Below are 22069 nucleotides of genomic sequence, written 5' to 3' on the forward strand. Positions count from 1 at the left end.
CACTCGGAGAATCTCCCCTGTGACCTCTGTGCCCATCTCCCCTTTCGATCCCACCACCGCGACCATCGCCGTCGTGACATACAACCGCTCGGGACTTCTCACGCGCCTGCTCGCCAGCATCACGGAGATGGATCCGAAGCCCGGACATGTCGTGGTCATCGACAACGCGTCGACCGACGACACCACCGACGTGGTCGAGTCCTTCCGTAAGAGCCTCGAGCCGGCGACGCTCGTATACCGCCGCATGGAGACCAATACCGGCGGTTCCGGCGGATTCAGCGAAGGTATGCGCGTCGCCTACGAGCTCGGCTCTCAGTGGATCTGGCTGATGGATGACGACGTCGAGGTGCTGCCGGACGGCCTCGCCAAGATGGGCAAGTGGGCGCCGCGGTTCAAGAGCATCCAGGGCCGCCGCTACGACTACGACGGCAGTGCGTTCTACTGGCAGTACCGCGTCGCCGAGCCCCTAGGCATCCCGATCCCCTTCGCGCCTGCGGAATTCGACGAGTCCGGCTACAAGCCGATGAACTCCGGATGCTTCGAGGGCATGTTCATCCACCGCGACATCGTCCAGCAGATCGGCCTCCCTGATCCGCGCTTCTTCATCTACTGGGACGACCAGACATACGGCTGGCTAGCCTCCCGCAGGACGCAGTCGGTGATAGTCGACGAGTTCGTGCTCCGCCGCACGCGCGAGATCAAGCAGTGGGACATGGGCATCCGCCACATGAACGCGTCGAGCAACGCCTACCGGTACTACATCATGCGCAACCGGGCATACATCAAGAAGTACTACCGCACGCTCGGCGTCTACAACCCGGTGCTGTTCGGGCTCGGCACGAGCCTGACGTTCGGCAAGGAGCTGATTCGCCTGCTGTTCGTCGAGCGCACGGTGCGGGGAACATCGAACCTGTTCCGGGGTCTGCGCGACGGCCGCAAGATCGCGAAGGATGCCTCCTGGCAGCCGATGCCGCCGCTGACGTCCTGACCCGATTCATCCTTGGTGTACTGACCTAGATCGTTGTTGACGTAGGAGACCCCCACCGTCGACCGAATCAACAACGGTCGCAGCGCGAACATCTAGGCGCGAGACGGGAGCAACCTGGCCAGCGCGCGAAGGGGCCGAGTGATCCTCCAACTCCTGCTCGCATGGATCGCGACGATCCGTTCTTCAAGATCGTCGAGCTGCTTCTGCAGCGCGTCGATAGCGGCAGCTTGCCGTTCTTCCTTCTCGACTCTCGCCCGCACCTCCATGCGCACTTGCTCCAGCTCTTTGGGAAGCGTCAGCAACCACGCCTGCTGGGTACACAGCTCACCAAGTCGGCTGAAATCCGCGCGAATGCGATCGGCCGTCGCCTGGTCGGCGTTGAAGAGGGCGCGAAGGGAGGGCTCGGATGGTTCGCCAATACTCAGAACGCCCAGCCCGTGTCCGTGCTCGAAGGCGAAGGACCTGCCGGGCGTCGCGATCTCCTCCCACAGGCGCCAGACTCCGAATCCCTTCTCGGTCTCGGCGATGTCATGGAACAGGACAACGCCGCCCTCGCGCACGCTACTCTTCCACTCTGAGTAGTCCGCCAGCACATCCTCGTAGGCATGTCGACCATCGACGTGCAGAAGGTCGACCGACGAGTCCTCGAACAGGGCGCGAGATTCGGTGAAGAGTCCACGGTGAAGTCGCATCGACTCCGGATACTGCTCCTGAGAGATGGCTTCGACATAGCGGAGTACTTCGTCATCGTAGAAGCCGGCGTGATCATCGCCTATCCACGTGTCGAGAGCATGGATCGAGACAGGGAGCCCCAAGCGCTTCGCAGCCTCAGCGAAAGCAAAAGCCGAGTAGCCGTAATGCGTTCCAAGCTCGACGACGACGGTCGGCCGGAGCGCGTCCATGATCCACGCCGCGAAAGGTGCGTGCGTACGCCAGGCCGACGTCGGAAAATGCGTCGGGGTCCAGTAAGCGGGCGGCGTCAACCAAAACGGCACGCTTGCCTCGCGCTGGATGACGGGAATCTGTTCAGCTGACGCCATTCGGACTGCTCCATTACTTGAGTCCGAGCAAGCATATTCTCTCGCTCCGCAAAGGCACACACGCCCGTGCACCCCCGGGCCTTCTCGCAGCGCGTGCGAGACCCCGGAGCTCGTTGTCAACCCCACCGCGCCGCCCTGGCCCGCAATCTGGGAGGGTCAGCCCACCGAGTAGTCCGCGTCGTATCGGTCGAGCACCTCGTCGATCGACGCGTCCATCGCGAGTTGCCCTTTGTCGAGGTAGAGACCGCGGGTACAGAACCGGCGCAGGTCGCGTTCGTTATGACTGACGAAAAACAGCGTCCTCCCCTCGGCCAGGATCTCGTCGATGCGCCTGTAGCACTTTTCACGGAATGCCTTGTCGCCCACCGCGAGCACCTCATCCACGAGCAGGATCGGCTCGGGCAACTGCGAGACGACGGAGAACGCGAGCCGCACCTTCATGCCGTTGGACAGGTGCTTGTACGGAGTGTCGAGGAACTCACCGAGCTCGGCGAAGTCGATGATGCCGTCGAACCTCCGCGCCACCTCGGCTTTCGGCATGCCGTGCAGTCCCGCCGTCAGCCGGACGTTCTCGCGCACGCTCAGATCACCGACGAACCCGCCGGTGATCTCGATGAGGGGCGCGACGCCGCCGTTCACCGACACGGTGCCCTCGTCCTGCATCAGCACGCCGGCCACGAGCTTCAGCAGAGTGCTCTTGCCTTGACCGTTACGCCCGACGACCCCGATCGACTCGCCCGGGCGTACGCTGAAAGTGACGTTCCGCAGGGCCCAGAACTCCCCCGGCTTCGACCTCCGGGAAGCGTCGCCGAACAGGTCCTTCAGGCTGCGACGACCCCGCTTGTTGCGGCGGAAGCGCACACCGAGGTCACGCACTTCGATTGCCAGATCGGATGCCGTCAGCCCAGCTCGCTCGGTCATCACAGCTCCTTCAGCACGGGGCGCTCGAGTCGCCGGAAGACGACCATGCCGAGGCCGAGGAAGACGAAGCACATGAGGGATCCCACGACCACGGACAACGTGTTCCACTGATCCGGGAAGAATCCGACGCGATACATCGTGAAGATCCCGGCGAGCGGGTTGAATGCAACGAGGTCGGCGAAGATGCCCGGCAGATCGCTTACACCGTAGATGATCGGGGTGGCGTAAAACAGCGCCCGCAGGATCAGGCGCGTCGTGCGTTCGAGGTCGCCGAACAGCACGCACAGTGGCGCAACCAGGAGTCCGAGCCCGACGAGCAGCACGGTCTGGAGCAGTACCGCAACCGGGAACAGCAGGATCGCCCAGTTGACGGTCGCACCGCCCACCACGGCGAAGCCAACAAGCACCGGGAGCGAGAAGAGGAACTCGATCCCCTTACTGAGGACGATCCGGTTGACCCAGATCGTTCGCGGGATCGAGGTAGACCGGACCAGTCGGGCGTCCTTGTTGAAAGCCTTGGTGAAGTCGGTGACGGCCGCGTTGAACCACGTCCAGGGCAATAGCACCGAGATCAGGAACACGATGTACGGCTCCTCGCCGACGCCGCGGCCGAACACCTGAGTAAAGATGAACCAGTAGATGAGGCTCATCACGAGGGGGTCGAGCACCGACCACAGGTAGCCCAGCGCACTCGTGGCGTAGCGGACACGCAGATCGCGTGACGAGAGGAGCCACAGGGAGTGCAGGTAGCGCCGGGGCGAGCCGGGAGCCCCGACGGTGGCAGTGGTCACCTGACGAGTTTAGAGGTTGAGCCGTCCCGACCCAGCCGCCGAGCCCTGTTAGGGTTTCCTGGTTGCACGATGGGAGTTGCCGTGTCCAAAACGGGTGAAGTTGCCGCGCGGCCGCACGTGCTGCTGCTCACCGGCGACCCCATCCAACAGAAGATGGCCGGACCGGGGATACGCGTCTGGAACATGGCCGATCAGCTGAGCGAGCTGTGCGATGTGCGGATCGTCTCATGGCAGCGGATCGCACGAACTTCCGACCGGTTCGAGTTGCATTTCGTGCATGAATCCGACGATCACGGAATGTCGCTGCACGAGCAGTGGGCGGATGTCATCGTCGTTCAGGGGGTGGCGTTTCGCATCTTCCCATCGGTCCGTGAGTCGGAAAAGATCGTCGTGGCGGATCTCTATGACCCGTTCCAGCTCGAGCAGCTCGAGCAGAACAAGTACCAGGACGCTGCGATGTGGGCGGAGGAGATCGAAAAGGCCGTCTCACTGCTCAACGAGCAACTCATTCGCGGAGACTTCTTCCTGTGTGCCTCAGAACGCCAGCGCGACCTGTGGCTAGGTGGCCTGTCGTCGATGGGCCGGCTCAACCCACTCACCTATACGGACGACCCGACCTTCAGCTCTCTGATCGGCATAGCGCCTTTCGGCCTCCCAGCTGAGCCGCCTCAGCGAACGCGTACCGCGATCAAGGGCGTGGTCGAGGGAATCCACGAGAACGACCGCGTGCTGCTGTGGGGGGGCGGCATCTACAACTGGTTCGACCCGGTGACACTCGTCGAGGCCATGGGTCTGCTCGCGGCAGATCATCCCGACATCAAGCTCTTCTTCCTCAGCGCAACCCACTTCAACCCCGATGTTCCCGAGATGCAGGCGGTCGCCGACACCATCGCCGCATCCGAGCGGCTCGGCCTGACCGGACGATCGGTGTTCTTCAACGACGACTGGGTCGACTACGACGACAGAGTCAACTACCTGCTCGATGCCGACCTCGGAGTGAGCGCCCACGTCCTCCACGCTGAAACGCGCTTCTCGTTCCGCACCCGAATCCTGGACTATCTGTGGGCTGGCCTCCCGGTCGTCGCCAGTGACGGCGACGCGTTCGCGGAAATCATCGGGAGCGCGGGCGCGGGACGCATCGTCCCTCCGGCGGATCCCGTCGCGCTGGCGGAGGCTATCCTCGACCTGCTGTCGACACCCGACGCTCTCGTTGCGGCGCGCGATCGGGCGCAGGCGCTTCGCAGCCGCTTCCTTTGGAAGGAATCGCTCCGGCCGTTGATCGATTTCTGTGCAGATCCCCAGCCTGCTGCCGACCGGGCACAGCTCGCCCAACGTCGCGCCAATGCGGCCGGCAGCCGATTCGCTCGGATTCTCCTGATGCCCAAGGGCCGCCGTCGCGATGCGGCGCTTTTCGCGTACTACCTCAGACGCGGCGGTTTCAGGCTTGTCCGCGAGAAGTTGAGTGAGCGCCGAGGGCGGCTTCTCGACAACGTCGTCGATACGACTGAGTACTGAGCCGTCGGCTCACCGGGCCGGCAGCCGACCACACTGATCGATGCGATACAGCGTCGACTCGCCGTCGGTCAGCAACGGTTCGAACAAACCAGCCCCGACCGCATCGTGGATCGCGAAGAACTGGTTGCCGATCGGATCTCCTCCGCCGAACTCGTGCGGGTTGTAGACGACGTACCGCACGCGGAGTGCGTCGAGAGCCTGGCAGACCTCAGGCACCGTCTCGATCTCGCCCAGGCGCTGCGCGAGCAGGAGTCGGTGCGGATCCCACTGCCCGTTGACATGGGGGAACACCGGCTCGCGATCCCCAAAGAGCAGGGACATCGCCGACCCATCCCACGGGTCGCCCAGCAGCCGCTCGTCAGCCGGCACGATGCGACCGACATCCTGAAGGAATTGAATCTGACGAACTGACACCACCTCGTCCGCAGCGCTGGCCGCAGGAAGCGCGAAGACCACCGCGATCGCGGACGAGCCCCCGCTGACGACGAGCGTGAGCGCCGAGACGAGAGCGGTCCCCCAGGCGAAGGCGACCGCCCCGGTTCGCCGGCGAACCGCGCGGTGACCGAGCCAGCGCGCCGAGACCAGGATGCCGAGGGCAGCGAACGCGACGCCGAACACGGGAAGGGCGGAGCTCAGCCGGTAGCGATCCTTGTACCAGAGCGCCGTGAGCAGCTTGGTCAAGACGTCGTCCGCCCCCGCAGCGATCACGAACAGGATCGCGAGCGCGAGATACGACACCAGCGCCCACCGGAGCCTGCGCCCGCGCCACACCGCGACGATCCCGACGATGACGAAGAGCGCAAGCGGAATCGAGGGGAACGAGATGGTACCGGTGGAGCCCGCCGGCCAGGCCTGACCGAGGACCTGGGAGATTCCCGCGGCTACGGATTGGGAGGCTTTGGCCTGCGGACCGCCGAGGCGATCGTCGAGAGGCCGCTCGAACAATCCGAGGCGGAAGACCACATACGCGAATCCCACTCCGGCGGCGACCACAAGCGCCCCGACGGCGGCCACGAGCGCGGTGACCGCGCGTCGGCGATGCCGGCCACCTGCGCGCCAGGCTGGCCGATACGCACGCCAGGCGAAGTACAGCACGAACGGAGCCATCATCACGGCCCAGGTCGCGAGCACCCGAGGCTGGGCGAACACGATGGCCGCGAGGACCGCGGCGAGACCCGCCGCTCCGGCGAGCACGGCACGACCCACTCGAACGCGGAATCGCGGCGGCCACACCGCGACTGGTATGGCGATCGCCGCGGGCACCAGGGCAGTCGCGAGGAAAGTCGGGTAGAGAGTGCCCCATGACAGCAGCGCATACGGCATCGCGCCGAATGCCGTTCCGAGAGGCAGCGCGATCAAAGCCACACGGCCGGACTCGAAGGGGCGCGCGATGAGCTGCGCCAACCAGGCGACCCCTGGAAGCCACACGGTGGCACAGACGGCGATCCAGGTGGCGTTGACGGCGACCGGAACGCTCACGCCACACAACTGAACATTCAGCGCGACCAGCGAGTGCCAGGCCGAAGGGTACGGCGCCCACGCACGTTGCGGTTCGATGAGTGTGCGCAGCGTGAGCGAGGATGCATCACCGCCCGCCAGGATGTGCGAGATTGCGCCGAGGTGGAACACGTTGTCATACGTCTGGCTGAACTGCTCCGGTGAGGCGACTCCCCAGAAGGCGACGACCGCGATGAGGAGCGCGGAGAGCACCCACGCCGAGGCCAACCACCACCAGCGCACGCGCTCGCGCGGGGCGTCGGGCACCCATCCGCGAATCAGCCAGGCTACGACCCCAAGCACCAGCGCTACGAGGACCACCTGCCAGGCGGCGAAGAAGACCCCGAACAGCGAGAAGGCAACCCCTGCGATGCCGATGCACGCGATGCTGATAGCGGAACTCAGCGCGATCCGTGCGACCCAGGCAAGCCGAAGCGGCGCTGTGGCGATCAAGCCCGGCACCAGCAGGATCGCGGCGCTCACCAGCATCGCGGGCGCGGCGGCCCACCAAGCACCCGTCACGAGTGCTCCGCGAATATCTCAGCCCACTGGCGCGGCGAGGAAAGTTCCGCGGCGGCGCCTCGGAACCGACGTGCCAGCGCCGGCCATCGCCACCACAGGAGGGCATGCAGGCGGATGCTGCGCCCGAGGGCACGCACAGTAGCACCGCGGCTGCGCCGATACCACACCGTCGCTGCGCCGTCAGGAGTGTCCACGAGCGCGCTGTCGATCTGGGTGAACGTCGACCAGCTCAGTTCGTCGGCCTTCACATGGGCGTCGGGACGAGTACGGGATGAACCGGCAGCGGGCACCAGGAGCTGGCGCATCCAGAGCCTTGCCAGCAGAACCGCTTGAGCCGCCCGTCCGGACGGGACGGCACGCACACGACCAGTGCCCACTGCGTGGGCGGCGGGGTCCACCGTAGTCGCGTCCGCGAAACCCGCCCAGAGCGCCCTGACCTCGCCCGCACGGGTGGCGAGGCGACGTAGCAGCGACTCCGGCCCGTCGAGCACGTCGCGGATGGCCAATGCGCGCAAGCGCACGGCCGAGTACTGCAGTGTCAGCAGCGGCTTGAGGTCGCCGAAGAAGGAGTGCGCGACGACGAGATGAGGACGACGCTGCGGCGAGTGCAAGAGCTCGCCGATCAGACGGTTTCGATGCAGGAAGTATGCCTCCCACGTACGGGTCGGCGCCTTGCCGCCCCACCCCAGATGCCACAGGGCGATGCCGGGGACGCTCACCGTCGCCACTCCTCCGGCCTTGGCCCGCAGCCCGAACTCGACATCGTCACCCTTGAGAAAGAGGGGCAGCGATAGTCCATGCGCGCGCAGCACTTCCACCGGGATGAGGCACATCCACCAGCCGTTGAAGTCGGAGCGATGCAGCCTGTGGGCGAAGGGAGTCGATCGGAACGGAGTCCGGGCGAAGTCATGGTCATAGGCGTCTGCGCGGTTAAGGTCGACCCACCCGATCCGCGTGTCCCACTGCTCGCTCTGCGCGTACAGCACTGTCCGGGCATCGATGTGGATCATGCCGCCGCCGACGATGGTGGGTGCCGACGCATAATCGGCGAACCGCACGGCCCGCACGATCGCCTCCGGCTCGCAGATCGCGTCATCGTCCAGAAGCAGGACGTAGTCGCTCTCGCCGCGGTCGAGGGTCTCAGCCATGGCGCGCGAGAACCCGCCGGACCCACCCAGGTTGGCCTGGCGCACCAGCACCAGCCGGTCGCCCAGGCTGCGCGCGACGTCCTCGAAACCCGCCTGCGCGGTCACGAGGTCAGTGCCCTGGTCGACGACGATGATCCGATCGAGCACGGCGAGCACCGTAGGGTCACGCGCAATCGTGTCGAGCTGGGAAAGACAATCGGCGGGCCGGTTGAACGTCGCCATACCTACGGATGCCGTCCCCGCAGGCCGACTGGCCGCCACCGTCCAGTCGGCACCGTCGAAGACCAGTCCGTCATCGTCGGCCACGAGGTCGAACCAATAGCATCCACCGTCATCGAAACCATCAAGACCGAGATCGAACTGTTCCTCGCGAACGTCGGTGATCCCGCGTTCCTCGACCAGCATCGGCCGGGCCTCGGGATCCGATCGCATCACCCGGACGACGCCTCCGGCTCCCCTGATGCGAACGGTCAATCGCACCTCGCGCACCCCGGTGTGTGCGCTCCAGTAGGAGGCCGGAAACGCATTGAAGTACGAGCCGAACGACACTGTGCGACCAGCGTCGACACGCAGCGAATGCCTCCCGAGAATATCGAACCCGACGGTGTCCGGCTCCCCGTCCAAGTAGAGCGGAAGTACCTCCGTGGTATCGCTGACCGGCAGTACGGCGCGCGCCACGACGGGACGGGTGGGATCCTCGGCGCTCACGCGAGCTGGTTGTTCCACATCGACAGCGCGGAGCCGATCGCCATGTGCATATCCAGATACTGGTACGTTCCGAGACGGCCGCCGAAGTGCACATCCGGCTCGCCCTTCTGCAGCTCTCGGTACGCCAGCAGACTGTTCCGGTCCGACGCCGTGTTCACCGGGTAGTACGGCTCGTCATCGCGCGTGGCGAAGCGCGAGTACTCGCGCATGATGACGGTCCGGTCTGCTGGGTAGCGGTCTGCGCGCTCGGGGTGGAAGTGCTTGAACTCGTGGATCCGCGTGTACGGCACGTCGGCGTCGGCATAGTTCATCACGCTGGTGCCCTGGAAATCGCCCGTCGCCACGACCTCCTGCTCGAAGTCCAGCGTTCGCCAGGCCAGCTCGCCGGCAGCGAAGTCGAAGTACCGGTCGACCGGGCCGGTGTAGACGACAGGAAGCTGTCCGACGATGGCCGCCTTGTTCAGCGGCTGGCTGTCGTCGAAGAAGTCGACATTGAGCCTCACGTCGATGCGGGGGTGGTCCGCCATTCGGTCGAGCCACGCGGTGTACCCGTCGGCGGGCAGGCCTTCCCAGGTGTCGTTGAAGTAGCGGTTGTCGTAGTTGTACCGCACCGGCAGTCTGCTGATGATGTCCGCGGGGAGCGCACGCGGATCGGTCTGCCACTGCTTCGCCGTGTAGTCGCGGATGAATGCCTCGTACAATGGGCGACCGATCAGGCCGATGCCGCGCTCCTCGAGATTCTTGGCGCGCTTCGGGTCGAACTCACCGGCCAGCTCTTTCACCAGCGCCATCGCCGAATCCGGCGAGTGAGCCGCCTGGAAGAACTGGTTGATCGTGCCGAGATTGATCGGCATCGGGAACACCACGCCGTTGTGCGTCGTGTAAACGCGATGCACGTATCGGGTGAACGCGGTGAAGCGGTTGACGTACTCCCAGACGGTCGCGTTGGACGTATGGAACAGGTGAGCACCGTAGCGGTGCACCTCGATGCCGGTGGTCGGCTCGGCTTCGCTATAGGCATTTCCGCCGAGGTGGTGGCGTCGCTCGACGATCGTGACCTGTCGACCGGATGCCGCGGCGCGCTCCGCGATCGTGAGGCCGAAGAGGCCGGAGCCGACGATGAGCAGATCCATGGAGCCCCTAGCGGTGTCGTCTCGGTGTTGAGCCGGCTGCAAAATGATCGTGCAGCGACAGCCCCGAAGCGTCATTGACGTGATCCGCACCCATGACGCTGGACGCGGAAGATCCGCGTTCGGGGAGGTGTCCATCGCGCGCGATAAAGACCTGATTCATGATGAACGGATCGTCCCCTACACTCTGGCGGTCGCGTCGAGCTCCTGGCAGATCCGAGCGCCCTCACCGATCACGCTGCTCACCCGATCGTCACGCCGCCGGGCTATTCGGCACGCTCCATAATACCCATCACCGTCGTAGACCCACGCCTCGCTGACGCCCGCGGCCGGAGTCTTCTCTCAGGACCGCCTCCGGTAGACTCGTCACGTAACGATCCCGCGCGATCCGCTCGGTGGTGCGAAGCGAGGGCAGGAGAGGCGAGATGACCGGATGCATCGTCAGTCCGCTCTGTCGTCCCCGAGACGGAAGCCAGCTGTCGCGATCGTGAGCGCAGGAGCTGAGAGCCGCAAGTCGGCCCCGTCAGGCTTCCGACCCGAGATCCAGGTACTGCGTGCGGTCGCAGTCGGTATCGTCGTGGTGTACCACCTCTGGCCCGGCCGCCTGCCCGGTGGTTTCGTGGGGGTCGACGTGTTCTTCGTCATCTCCGGCTATCTGATCTCCTCCCACCTTCTGCGCAGCAGTACGCAATCCGACGGATTGCGCCTGTTCTCGTTCTGGGGAAACCGCGCCCGTCGCTTGCTGCCCCTGGCGAGCGTGGTCCTCCTTGTGTCGGTCGGGCTGGTGCTGGCTTTCCTCCCCCAATCTGAATGGCGCGCAAACCTGCGCAACATCCTCGCCTCCGCCTTCTATGTCGAGAACTGGTCGCTCGCGAGCAGTTCGGTGAACTACCTCGAGCAGAATCAGCAGCCGGTGATCTCGCAGCACTTCTGGTCGCTATCGGCTGAGGAGCAGTTCTACATCTTCTGGCCGCTCCTTCTCCTCGTCGCGATCCTCATCGCCCGCAGGACCGGGCGCGATCGGCGGTCCAGGCTCGGCTCCCCCAGCGCCGCGGAGCCCAGCAGAATCCGTCTCTTCGGACTCATCGCCATCGCCTTGGTCTTCGTCGGCTCTCTCGCTGCGTCGCTATGGCTGACCGCGACCGAGCCCGGCCTCGCCTACTTCGCGACCACGACCCGCGCATGGGAGTTCGCGGCGGGTGGCTTGCTCGCGTTCATCCCGAACGCCGGCTTCGAGACGGGGCCCCCGCGCCGCGCGATCGTGGTTCGAACAGTGGCATCCTGGACGTCACTCGCCCTCATCTTCGGCTCCGCCCTCCTCATCACCGAGACGACGCCGTTCCCAGGCACCGCGGCGCTGGTCCCGGTACTGGGAACGTGCCTCTTCCTCTGGGCGGGCAACGCGCCTGGACTGTTCTCGCCTGCCGTCACGTCACGCGTGCGCCCACTTACCTACCTCGGTGACATCTCGTATGGCATTTACCTCTGGCACTGGCCGCTCATCATCGTCGCGCCATTCGCACTCGGCGCAGCGCTTGACGGATTCAGCAAGCTCGGGATCATCGCGCTGACGATTCTGCTGGCAGCCGTCAGCAAAATCCTCATCGAGGATCCTTTCCGGTTCGGGGCCATGTGGCGTGTCACCGTGCGCCGATCTTTCTATCCGGCGGCTGTCGGGATGCTGGCCGTGACAGCCCTCACGGGTTCCGTGATCTTCGGGATGAACCAGACGTCGGCCGCGGCAGCGCGCCAGCAGGCGGCAATGCCGGCACCGAGCGTCGCGGCGACCACGGTGCCGGATGCGCCGCTGACGCCCTTGGTCGCTGACCGCAAGCTCGACTTCGCCGTGATGTACGACTGCTTCGACATGGGCGGTGGAGAGCCGTCGTCATGCCAGTACGGCAGTCCGGACGCCGATTTCTCAGTCGCCATCGCCGGCGACTCCCACGCCGCACATCTGATTCCGGGGCTCAAGGCACTCGCAGAGCAGCGCGGCTGGCGCCTGACGACCTATGTGGGCATGAACTGCGACAACGGCAGCGGCGAGGCGTGCTCGGGCAGCCCTGAATGGCTCGACTCGATCGTGCACGGTGGCTACGATCTCGTCCTCTACAGCTCATTCAGGATGTCTGCGACACCGGCAGACGCTCGGGTGTCCTACGTCACCGCCCTGCATGATGCGGGCGTTCCGCTGGCGCTGATTGCCGACATCCCGTTCAACCCCACGAATTCCCACGCGTGCGTTGACGATAGCGGGGGGTCCGCCGCTGCGGCAGCGAAGTGCGCGACTCCCGTCGCGGACGCGCTCGACGTGTACCCGGATGGACTCCCTGCCCTCAGCGCCGAGCTCGGCGTGCCTCTCATCGATCTGACCGACATCTTCTGCGATGATTCGGCCTGCAAGCTCGTTCTCGGGAACGCCATCGTGTACCAGGACACACCTGGTTCCCACTTGACGAACACCCTTTCCACGATCCTCGCCACTCCGCTCGGCGAGAGGCTGGACGCGGCGCACGTAACCCCGACGAGCCGGTAGTGATCTGGCCTCGCCTCGTCGCTGGCCCGGCGCCGATCGAAACCCGCTGACCGCACTCGAAGCTCTGCGTGCACAGCGCTCCTCCGGCGGCGCATACCGCATCGAATCCGGTGGACCAGTTCCGCGGCAAGCGCGTCGTAAGCCGACTCCGTCGCCAGCAACCGACACCGTGGCGAACGCAGGAGCCTATGGGCGCGGAGACTGCCGCTCACTCCCCGCACCACAGTAGGACCGGGTCATACTCGGTCGGTCGCCTCCCGGATTTCCACCGCTGCCGAGACAGTGCCCTGGGTTGTGTCACTTCCGTGCACGGTCAGCATCGCACCCTGCATGAAAGAGTGCGAGCTCGGCTCGCTGATGCCTGAAACATTCGCGTTGATGTAATACTGCCCGGGACCGAAATGGGCTTGGTCGATGTGGAAGTCCACTGCGACCTCCCCGATGATCGGCGCGAGCGTCACTTCCAACCAGGTCGTGTTCGACGCCAGCACCATCTGGCCCAGGGGCGTGTCGATGCTGAAGCCCGCGGCCCACTCCTCGACTTCGTGCAACGCGTCGACATGAATGCGAATCGTCACGGCGTCGCCCTCGCTGATGGAGTTGGAGGGAGCCCCGAATTCATCGAGCAGCTCGATCTGCTTCACCTCGATCGTGTGCGTCGTCTCTTCGGGACGCGCCTCGCCGACCCGGCGCCCCTCGAGGATGTCGCGCAGTGCTCCGATGGCGTCGTTGGCCTCGCCGTCGAAGACCACTTTGCCCGCGCTGAGAACGATACCCCGGTCGCAGAGCTCTGCGACCTGCGCAGCCGAGTGACTCACGAGGATGATCGTCCGTCCCTCTTGACGGAACTGCGCGATCCGGTCCATGCACTTCCGCTGGAATGCCTCATCGCCGACCGCCAGCACTTCGTCTACCAAGAGGATGTCGGGGTCTGTGTGCACGGCAACCGCGAACGCGAGCCTGACGAACATGCCCGAAGAGTAGAACTTCACCTGAGTGTCGATGAAGTCGCCGATCCCGCTGAACTCGAGGATATTCGGGAATTGAGCGTCGGTCTCAGCTCGGGACAGACCGAGGATCGATGCGTTCAGGTAGACGTTCTCGCGGCCGCTCAGATCAGGGTGGAAGCCGGCGCCGAGTTCGAGCAGCGCGGCGACGCTTCCACGTGACTGGACCTCGCCGGACGTCGGCGAGAGGATCCCGCCGATCAGTTTGAGGAGTGTGCTCTTGCCGGAGCCGTTTGGGCCGAGGAGTCCCACCGTGGTACCGGCGTTTACAGCCAGGGTCACATCGTCGATGGCGATGAAGTCTTCGCGATGCGCTCGTCCGCGGCGCCCCAGATGAACGACACGCTCCTTGAGGGTGTTGTCCTTGCGGACACGGAAGTGCTTTGTCACTCCGGTGATCCGGACGATCTCGGGTCCGGTCTCTTTCGACTTCTTCACTAGAGCTCCTGTGCGAAGTTGCCCTGCAGGCGCGTGAACGCACGGTGGGAAACGACCAGAACAATCAACCCGATCACTCCCGCTATGAGCATCCGCAAGGCGAGGTGGTCGGGGTAATCTGCCGAGGTTCCGGCACCCCAGAATGCGCGATGGAAGCCGAGGACGCCCAAAGTGACGGGGTTGTTGATGTAGATCTCGAGCGCCCATGCCGGCAGGCCGAAACTGTCGAACACGCTCTGCACCATCGTCCACGAGTAGACGATCGGCGATCCCCACATGGCCAGCATCATCGCCACTTCCGTCAAGTACTGGACATCACGGAGATAGACGTTCAGTGCGGACAGCAGGATGCCGATGGCCAGACCCCAGACCAGGATGAGAATCACGGAGGGGACGAACCACAGCATTTCGATCGGCGAGGGGAGAGCGTTGAACAGGAGCGCCGCGCCAGAGAGCACGATGACCTGGACGAAGAACATGAAGCCGGCCGCGCCGACGCTCGCCAACGGAAAGACCTCGCGGGGGAGGTAGATCTTCTTGACCAGGCCGGCGTTGTTGAGGATCGACGCTGTTGACCCGAACACCATGTCCGAGAAGAACGAGTACAGCGTGAGACCGGAGAAGAGATAGATGGCGAAATCGGGGATCCCCTTCGCCGCGCCGAGGAACTGTCCCAGCACGATGAAGTACATCAGGAACTGGATGATCGGCCGGATCAGCGTCCAAAGGAACCCGAGGAAGCTATCGCGATAGCGCGCCTGGAGGTCACGCCGGATGAGGAGCCCGAGGAGCTGTCGGCGGGTGAAGATCTCCCCGACCTTGCCGCCCCTTCCGCGGGCTCGAAAACCGCGCGCGTCAATAGTCGAGAAGGGGGCCGCGGCCAGCCTGCTGAATCGTTCCGAAGTTCCCAAGGGCCCCACTCATGTCGCTTAGATCAACTCACCTACTGTACCCGATGCCTCGTCGGCAAGCCGGCGGCGGCCACCTATAGGCTCGTATGAGAACCGTTCCCATCATCAGCAAGGAGTGCCATGCCCGAACAGCACTTGGGCAGCGTCCTCGTCACTGGAGGCGCCGGTTTCGTGGGATGCGCACTGGCCTCGCGGCTCGCGGCCACCGCCGATCGGTGGATCGCTGTGGATTCGCTGAATCCTCGCATCCATGCGAGTCCCCGCCGCCCGGCCGGGCTGACGGAGGCCGCCGAACTCGTCATCGCAGACATCACCGAGCCCGAAACATGGTCCGCTCTCCTGCAGGATGTCCGACCCGACATCGTCGTCCACCTCGTCGCAGAGACCGACACCGGGCTCTCACTCGACAACGCGACTCGTTTCGCTGCGGTGAACGTGGGTGGCACGGCGGTGATGCTCGACCGGCTCGCCCAGCACGACGCGGTCCCCGCGCACATCCTGATCGCCTCGAGTCGCGCGGTCTATGGCGAGGGGCTGTGGCGCAGCCGATCGAGCGGCGATTTGTTCTCCCCAGGCCAGCGCACCCATCGGCAACTGGCCGCCGGCCAGTGGGATTTTCCGGATGCCGACCCTCAGCCCTCGGTCGCGGGTGTGACACCCGCCCACCCCACGAGCATCTACGGCGCCACCAAGCACGCGCAGGACACGATGCTGTCTGCGTGGTGCGGATCGCGTGACGTCGAGCTCACCATTCTCCGTCTGCAGAACGTGTACGGTCCAGGCCAGTCGCTGATCAACCCGTACACGGGTCTTCTGCCGCTCTTCGTTCAGATAGCCGGGCGCGGGGAGCCCATCGATGTATTCGAGGACGGACTCATGACCCGCGACTTCGTACATGTGGAGGATGTCGCGCGGGCGTTCGAGACAGCAATGCAGAACCCCCGCCCCGGGGCGGCACGCGTCATCGATGTCGGGTCGGGTGAGGCAACGCCGATCCTCGAGGTCGCGCGACTCGTGAGCTCGATCGTCGGTGGTGCCGAACCCGCGGTCACCGGAAGGTATCGTGACGGCGATGTCCGGCACGCGTGGACCGAGACGACGCTCGGACGGACCGAACTCGGATGGAGCCCAAGCATCGGGTGGAGAGATGGGATCAGCGACTACGTGCACTGGTACACATCACTGGCGCCGGTCGGAGGCGGCAGATGACCGCCCCGGTCCTGGTAACCGGCGCGGGCGGCTACCTCGGTCCGCACGTGGTGGAGTCGTTGCTCGATCGCGGGCATTCCGTCACCGCGGTGGTGCGCCCGGGCTCGGGCGCCACACTCGATCCGCGCGCCGACGTGCTCGAGATCGACGTGCTCTCGGAAGAGTTCGCGACCGATATCCCCGCAGCCTCCGGAATAGTGCACCTCGCCTGGCAGGACGGCTTCGCACACAACTCGCCCGCGCACATGATGAACGTCTCGGCGCATTTCCGGCTTCTGACCGCCGCTGCCGCAGCGGGCGTCCCGAGAATCGTCGCCCTCGGCACGATGCACGAGGTCGGGTACTGGGAGGGTGCGATCGACGCGGCGACCCCGACAGCACCGATGTCGCAGTACGGCATCGCGAAGGACGCACTGCGCAAATCGCTCGCCCAGGCGATCTCGGCGACGACGAGCTTCACGTGGGCCCGCTGCTTCTACATCTTCGGGGATGACCGCCGGAACAACTCGATCTTCGCCCGAGTGCTCGATGCGGCGGATGCCGGCAAGCGCACCTTCCCCTTCACGACGGGTACGAACAAGTTCGACTTCATCGAGGTCAGCGAACTCGGCGTGCAGATCGCTGCGCTGTTCGGGGCGCCGGATGCGACGGGGATCGTCAACTGCTGCACCGGAGTTCCCGTGTCGCTCGCCGACAAGGTCGAGGAGTTCATCGCCCAGCGCGGCCTTGACATCTCACTCGAATACGGGGCGTTCCCTGACCGGCCCTACGACTCCCCTGCGATTTGGGGCGACGCCGAGCGGATCAACGAAATCGTCAGCCGCGCCTCCACGTCCTAGGGTGCCGTGCCTTCCAGAACAGATGTCGCGCGCGCGCGACCTTGGGTATCAGCCGCTCGAGCTTCGGGGCAAGCTCCGGTCGATTCACGGCCAGATACATGCGCGCGATGTTCTTCAGACGACCTTCGCCCATGAAGCCTGCGCGACGGATCAGCAGCACCTGCTCATCGATCCAGCCGGGAATCGTCATCGCGATGTGATCCAGGTTGAAGTCGAAGGCCGTGTGACTGATGGACATGTACTCTGCCGTCGAGACGGTGCGCGTGTGGAACCCGAGCTCACCGGCGGCGTATGACGGCATCCGCTCGAGAATGTGCGCCAAGCCCCCGTCGCGATACGCGTCGGGGCCGGCGAAGTCCTGGAAGGTCCACTCATTCGCAACCATCAACCGCAGCGCCTCGGGGCGAGCGATATACATGGAGCCGTACGGCGCAAGCGGTGAGATGTCGTCCAGCGGTACTCGGATCCCGAGTCTGTCGCACAACGCCGCGAAGCCGGGCTTGTTCGACCACCACCCGCGACCCATTGTCGGATACCCGATGTGGATCGTCGGTGGGTAGACGAGACCGAGGCCGGGCTCCTTCTGGAACAGGGCGAGGAGATTCGCTGTATAGCCCTCGCTGTTGAGCAGGTTCGTGAACTGCTGGGTCTTGAAATGGCGGCCGATGTTGAAGCCGTCCTGAACGGTCTTCTTCGAGTGCAGCTTGACCAGCAGATCGTAGGAATCGCTGAGGATGATGTCGCGACATGCCACAAGGAAGGCACTCTGATCACGTCCATCGTTGGACTCGAGCACCCTGATGTCAACGTGACGGCCTTCGCGCGGGCGTCGGCCGATGATGTCGGCGATCGCCTCGGCCTTTTCTGAGTCCGGCGTCGTGACCACGAGGTCATAGGCGCCGGGAAGGGTGTCGGCTCGATCAAGGATCTCGTCCGTCATCTCGTCGTAGAAGATGTGAGCGACGACAACGATGCGGAGGGGGCGCGTCGGGTCATACGAGACGTCGACCTCCGGGAGAACCTCGAGCAGGTTCGCGTCCGCGTTCAAGTCCCTCGGCGCGACGTTCTTAGCCAGATTCTCTAGCATCAACGGCATGGGGTACCCGTGGCGTTCGACTGCCTCGAGCGTCCAGCGTCCGATGACGGCATTGCGATCCAGAAGGGGTGGAAAGTGGAACATCGGGCGTCGCTTCACCACCGGACATCCGTCTTCGATGAGCATCTCCGAATTGAACAGCGTTGGATTCTTGGTCGGGTACGAAGACTCCGGGAACGCCGAAACCCAGGCGAACCCTGCGTTCGCGAACCGCTCAGTGAAGATGGTTTCGTGCTTGAGAACCGCGTCGAGGTAGCCCTCCATAGGAGGGAGGTCTCGCCAGTAGGTCTTCCACTCGTCGGATTGGAACATGTTGCGTCGGACGACCGTCCAGTACGACTGGATGTGCGCGGGAAGCGTGCCGACGTTCGTGAATGGGTTGACCTTCTCCATCTGATGGTCGGTCAATCCCCAGAAGTCCACGGCCTCCGCGTCCATCCGATCGAAGAGATCGCGGAATGAACGAACCGGCCCGTACCACGTGTCGTTGGTGAGCAGGACCTCGTCATACTGCTCGAGGTCAGCGCCGAGTGCGTCGAGTGCGGCCTTGTAGCCCCAGATGTCGAAACCCACGTTTTCCCGAACCAGGATCGTATCCGCAACGGGTTCAAGGCTCGATCGCCCCTCTTCACTCAGCGAGCCGTTGACCACCACGAAGATGTGATCCGCGTTATCACGCAAAGCTTCCAGCGCGTGGACGATGTATCTGTCCACACCTCCCCGGCGGTCGAACACGACATAGATGATGATGCGCTTCCCACCCTCGGGGAAGCGTGCGCGGCTGGTGGACTCAGCGGACAGGTTGGTCAAGATCGTGAACCTTCGTCAGGCGTATTCTCGGCGGGTGACAGATTCTCAGGGCTCGACCGGAGAGCGCGGAGCATGTAAATTGCCCGGCGCGTCACGTTGTTGAGCGGCAGCAGGAGCCGCGCCGTGCGTGGCCAATGCAGGCGCAGATACATCCGAGACAGGGCCGGCAGGCCTGCTCGGCCCATCCAGCCTGCGCGGTGGAGGAACTGGATCTGATCATGCGGGTAACCGATGGTCGTGGAGAGCAGCTGATCGACCTTGTACTCGAGGGAGGTGTGGCTGATCGACGCATGCGACTCATTGAGCACCGTCCGCGTGTGGTACCCGCGCTCCCCCGCGGCATGTACGACGATCAGTTCTTGAGCGTATGCAAGCCTCGTGCCCTTGCTCGAAGAGCCCTTGGCGTAGCTCTGATACGACCAGTCGAAATCCGCGATCAAGCGAAGAGCCTCCGGGCGAGCCACCCACATCCCTGCGACCGGCGCCAATGGCGATACGTCATCGGCAGGAACCCGGATCTTCAGCGCTTTCATGAGTTCGACCGCCTGGGCGCCGTCGACTCCCCAGCCGCGGCCCATCCGATCGAAACCGATGTGCGCCATCGGCGGGAAGACGACACCGAGACCGACCTCCCTCGTGAAGAGGGCGAGCAGATTCGCGATGTAGCCAGATGAACTCATCAGGCTCTCGAGTTGCTGTCGCGCCACATATCGATCGGCGTTTGACGTCCTGCGGGAAGAAGGCATCGTGCGAACCTTGGCTACGAGGTCGTAAGCTCCCGCACTGAGCACGTCGCGACACCCGACGAAGAAGGCGCTCATGTCATTTCCTCCGCGCACGGGAATGACGCGGATCTCGTGCGTCTCCATCTTGGCCACGTCCATCCCGCCGAGGATCGATTCGATCTCACTCGGCCATGCAGGATTGGTCGTGGTCACATACAGGTCGAAGGGACTCGGGAACATCGCGACGCGACGCAACAGGTCACGGGCGAGTTCCAGGTGATCGACGTGCGCCACGACCGCGATGCGCATCGGCGCGTTGCTCGGAGCGGTGACATCCACATCAGGAAGGACTTCGAGCATCGCGAGGTCGGCGTTGAGCGTATGGGGGGCGACATTGCGCGCGAGATTTCGGAGGATCATCCAGACTGGGTAGTCATATTTCTCAGCCTCCTTCAACGTCCAGCGGCCGATTACTGCATGTCTGTCGAGGAACGGCGGATAGTGAAAGAACTGTCGCCTCTTCAGAATCGGGCATCCGTCTGCGAGCAGCAGGTCCGCATTGAAGATCGCGGGGTTATCGGATGGGTAGTCCGCGGAGGAGAAGGCGACCGCGGAACGAAACCCGAGTGCCTCGAAGTGGTGTGTGAACCGCGCCTCGTGATGCAGAATCGAATCGGCGTAGCTCGTCATCTTCGGCATGTCGCGCCAGTATTCAGACCACGTCTGAGAGAGGAACATCCGCCGACGGACGGAGATCCAGTGGGTCTGCAAGTGACGGTGCAGTCCGCCTCTTCCGGTTGACGGATCCGGCGGCTCCTCCGCGTGATCCGTGACACCCCAGAAGTCGACAGCCGATGCGTTCATTCGATCGAAGACTGGCGCGAAGGGACGAACAGGGCCGAACCACGTGTAATTCATCAAGATGAGTTCGTCGTATTCGGCCAGTCGACGCTGACCGAACTCCTCGAGCGCGTCTTTGTAGCCGCCGACATCGAAGCCCACGTTCTCACGCTGCCACACCGTATCGGCCACAGGAGCCAAGCGCTCGCGGCCGAGATCGGTGAGTTTTCCGTTCACGACCACAAAGATGTGCTCGACGTGCGGCCTCAGCGCGTCCAATTTGTGAACGATGTAGTCATCGACATCGCCCCGCGAATCGTGGAACAGATAGAAGACGACCCGTTTGCCGTTCGCAGGGTAGACGATCGGCTCATCCACCGAGACTGCGCTTTTCTGCAATTTTCACCCTCAATTCGCCGTCGGAGTCAGCATCTGCGATGCCGCCCGCTGCGCACCAGCGCCTCTTCCCATCCTACGAGCGGGTCAGCTCCGCCCCTGTTCGAGAGCCGACAGGAGGTACTTCCCGTAACCGCTCTTGATCAGCGGCTCGGCGATTCGCCTCAGCTCGTCATCGGTGAGAAAACCCATGCGCCATGCCACTTCCTCGGGGCATCCGATGGACAGGCCCTGCCGCTTCTCAACGGTTCGGATGAACTCCGTCGCTTCGCTCAGCGAGTCGAATGTGCCGGTGTCGAGCCAGGCCGTCCCACGCGGCAGCAGCTGCACCTTGAGCTCGCCTCGAGCGAGGTACTCCAGGTTCACATCCGTGATCTCGAGCTCACCCCTGGGCGAAGGCTTGAGGTTGGCTGCGATGTCGATGACCTGGTTGTCGTAGAAGTACAGGCCGGGGACCGCGTAGTGGCTCTTGGGCACCGCCGGCTTCTCTTCCAGCGATACGACCTTGCCCGTCGCGTCGAATTCGACAACGCCATACGCCGTCGCATCCTCGACTCGGTACCCGAAGACGACTCCGCCGTTCAGATCGCTGTACTGGCGAAGACGCGTGCCCATGCCCTGGCCGTAGAAGATGTTGTCGCCGAGGACGAGTGCGACTGTGTCGGAGCCGATATGCTCGCGGCCCAGAATGAACGCCTGGGCGAGACCGTCGGGCGAAGGCTGCTGTTTGTACGTGATGTTGACGCCGAACCGCGAGCCATCCCCGAGCACCCTGGCGAACTGGTCCGCGTCGTGGGGCGTGGTGATGACCAGGATGTCGCGGATACCAGCGAGGATCAGTGTCGACAACGGGTAGTAGATCATCGGCTTGTCATACACCGGCACCAGCTGCTTGGAGACGCCAAGAGTGATCGGATGCAACCGGGAGCCCGTGCCCCCGGCGAGAATGATGCCGCGCATTCCTCTAGTCTCGGCCATCCTCACGGCTACTCCAAACCGGTG

16 protein-coding genes are annotated in these 22069 nt (G+C 64.3%); 5 read left to right on the forward strand and 11 right to left on the reverse strand.

Features of this window, described 5'->3' with window-relative positions; all coding sequences use genetic code 11:
- Positions 1 to 19 precede the first annotated feature (19 nt).
- Positions 20 to 988: a glycosyltransferase family 2 protein gene (locus B2K11_RS03320; protein WP_163616815.1), complete on the forward strand. Its 969-nt coding sequence runs from the start codon at positions 20 to 22 to the stop codon at positions 986 to 988.
- A 92-nt stretch (positions 989 to 1080) separates the two neighbouring features.
- Here the strand turns inward: B2K11_RS03320 and B2K11_RS03325 are convergent, their stop codons facing one another.
- The 3 genes from B2K11_RS03325 to B2K11_RS03335 all read right to left on the reverse strand — a co-directional run bounded on the left by B2K11_RS03325 (position 1081) and on the right by B2K11_RS03335 (position 3740).
- The gene (locus B2K11_RS03325) at positions 1081 to 2028 is read right to left on the reverse strand and encodes a class I SAM-dependent methyltransferase (protein ID WP_163616816.1); all 948 of its coding nucleotides are present in this window, start codon (positions 2026 to 2028) and stop codon (positions 1081 to 1083) included.
- 156 nt (positions 2029 to 2184) lie between these two features.
- Positions 2185 to 2949: an ABC transporter ATP-binding protein gene (locus tag B2K11_RS03330; RefSeq protein ID WP_163616818.1), complete on the reverse strand. Its 765-nt coding sequence runs from the start codon at positions 2947 to 2949 to the stop codon at positions 2185 to 2187.
- Positions 2949 to 3740: an ABC transporter permease gene (locus B2K11_RS03335; protein ID WP_163616820.1), complete on the reverse strand. Its 792-nt coding sequence runs from the start codon at positions 3738 to 3740 to the stop codon at positions 2949 to 2951. The genes B2K11_RS03330 and B2K11_RS03335 overlap by 1 nt, the downstream gene beginning before the upstream one ends.
- A gap of 81 nt (positions 3741 to 3821) precedes the next feature.
- Between B2K11_RS03335 and B2K11_RS03340 the strand changes: the two genes are divergently transcribed.
- Positions 3822 to 5255, forward strand: coding sequence for a glycosyltransferase family 4 protein (locus B2K11_RS03340; protein WP_239525673.1), 1434 nt, complete (start codon positions 3822 to 3824; stop codon positions 5253 to 5255).
- A 9-nt stretch (positions 5256 to 5264) separates the two neighbouring features.
- On the opposite strand, the gene B2K11_RS03345 is transcribed toward B2K11_RS03340, so the two are convergent.
- From B2K11_RS03345 to glf, 3 genes are read right to left on the reverse strand one after another with little or no spacing between them, the layout of a single operon-like run.
- Complete coding sequence (locus B2K11_RS03345; RefSeq protein ID WP_163616822.1) at positions 5265 to 7274, reverse strand: DUF6541 family protein; 2010 nt, start codon at positions 7272 to 7274, stop codon at positions 5265 to 5267.
- A complete protein-coding gene (locus tag B2K11_RS03350; protein ID WP_163616824.1) occupies positions 7271 to 9130 on the reverse strand; it encodes a glycosyltransferase in 1860 nt (619 codons plus the stop codon). Before B2K11_RS03350 ends, B2K11_RS03345 begins: the two co-directional genes overlap by 4 nt.
- The gene (glf, locus tag B2K11_RS03355) at positions 9127 to 10263 is read right to left on the reverse strand and encodes a UDP-galactopyranose mutase (RefSeq protein WP_163616826.1); all 1137 of its coding nucleotides are present in this window, start codon (positions 10261 to 10263) and stop codon (positions 9127 to 9129) included. The genes B2K11_RS03350 and glf overlap by 4 nt, the downstream gene beginning before the upstream one ends.
- Positions 10264 to 10747: 484 nt before the next feature.
- Here glf and B2K11_RS03360 point away from each other — a divergent pair, with 484 nt between their 5' ends.
- A complete protein-coding gene (locus tag B2K11_RS03360; protein ID WP_163616828.1) occupies positions 10748 to 12796 on the forward strand; it encodes an acyltransferase family protein in 2049 nt (682 codons plus the stop codon).
- 236 nt (positions 12797 to 13032) lie between these two features.
- Here the strand turns inward: B2K11_RS03360 and B2K11_RS03365 are convergent, their stop codons facing one another.
- Both B2K11_RS03365 and B2K11_RS03370 read right to left on the reverse strand, forming a co-directional pair.
- Entirely contained in the window at positions 13033 to 14241 is a 1209-nt protein-coding gene (locus B2K11_RS03365) for an ABC transporter ATP-binding protein (protein WP_163616830.1), read from the reverse strand.
- Positions 14241 to 15152: an ABC transporter permease gene (locus B2K11_RS03370; RefSeq protein ID WP_239525674.1), complete on the reverse strand. Its 912-nt coding sequence runs from the start codon at positions 15150 to 15152 to the stop codon at positions 14241 to 14243. Before B2K11_RS03370 ends, B2K11_RS03365 begins: the two co-directional genes overlap by 1 nt.
- Positions 15153 to 15272: 120 nt before the next feature.
- Between B2K11_RS03370 and B2K11_RS03375 the strand changes: the two genes are divergently transcribed.
- Together B2K11_RS03375 and B2K11_RS03380 are read left to right on the forward strand one after the other, a co-directional pair.
- Complete coding sequence (locus tag B2K11_RS03375) at positions 15273 to 16361, forward strand: NAD-dependent epimerase/dehydratase family protein (protein ID WP_163616832.1); 1089 nt, start codon at positions 15273 to 15275, stop codon at positions 16359 to 16361.
- Positions 16358 to 17200, forward strand: a complete 843-nt coding sequence (locus tag B2K11_RS03380; protein ID WP_163616834.1) for an NAD(P)-dependent oxidoreductase — start codon at positions 16358 to 16360, stop codon at positions 17198 to 17200. Before B2K11_RS03375 ends, B2K11_RS03380 begins: the two co-directional genes overlap by 4 nt.
- Here B2K11_RS03380 and B2K11_RS03385 read toward each other — a convergent pair.
- From B2K11_RS03385 to rfbA, 3 genes are all read right to left on the reverse strand, one after another.
- Complete coding sequence (locus tag B2K11_RS03385; protein ID WP_239525676.1) at positions 17178 to 19106, reverse strand: rhamnan synthesis F family protein; 1929 nt, start codon at positions 19104 to 19106, stop codon at positions 17178 to 17180. The two genes, B2K11_RS03380 and B2K11_RS03385, sit on opposite strands and share 23 nt — an antisense overlap.
- Positions 19103 to 21049 (reverse strand): rhamnan synthesis F family protein, encoded by a 1947-nt coding sequence (locus B2K11_RS03390; protein ID WP_163616836.1) that lies wholly within the window; start codon positions 21047 to 21049, stop codon positions 19103 to 19105. The genes B2K11_RS03385 and B2K11_RS03390 overlap by 4 nt, the downstream gene beginning before the upstream one ends.
- Before the next feature lie 105 nt (positions 21050 to 21154).
- Entirely contained in the window at positions 21155 to 22027 is an 873-nt protein-coding gene (rfbA, locus tag B2K11_RS03395) for a glucose-1-phosphate thymidylyltransferase RfbA (protein WP_163616838.1), read from the reverse strand.
- Positions 22028 to 22069: the final 42 nt, after the last annotated feature.

It is taken from the genome of Microbacterium sp. B35-30 (assembly GCF_010634855.1).
In the GTDB taxonomy this organism is placed as follows: Bacteria; Actinomycetota; Actinomycetes; order Actinomycetales; family Microbacteriaceae; genus Microbacterium.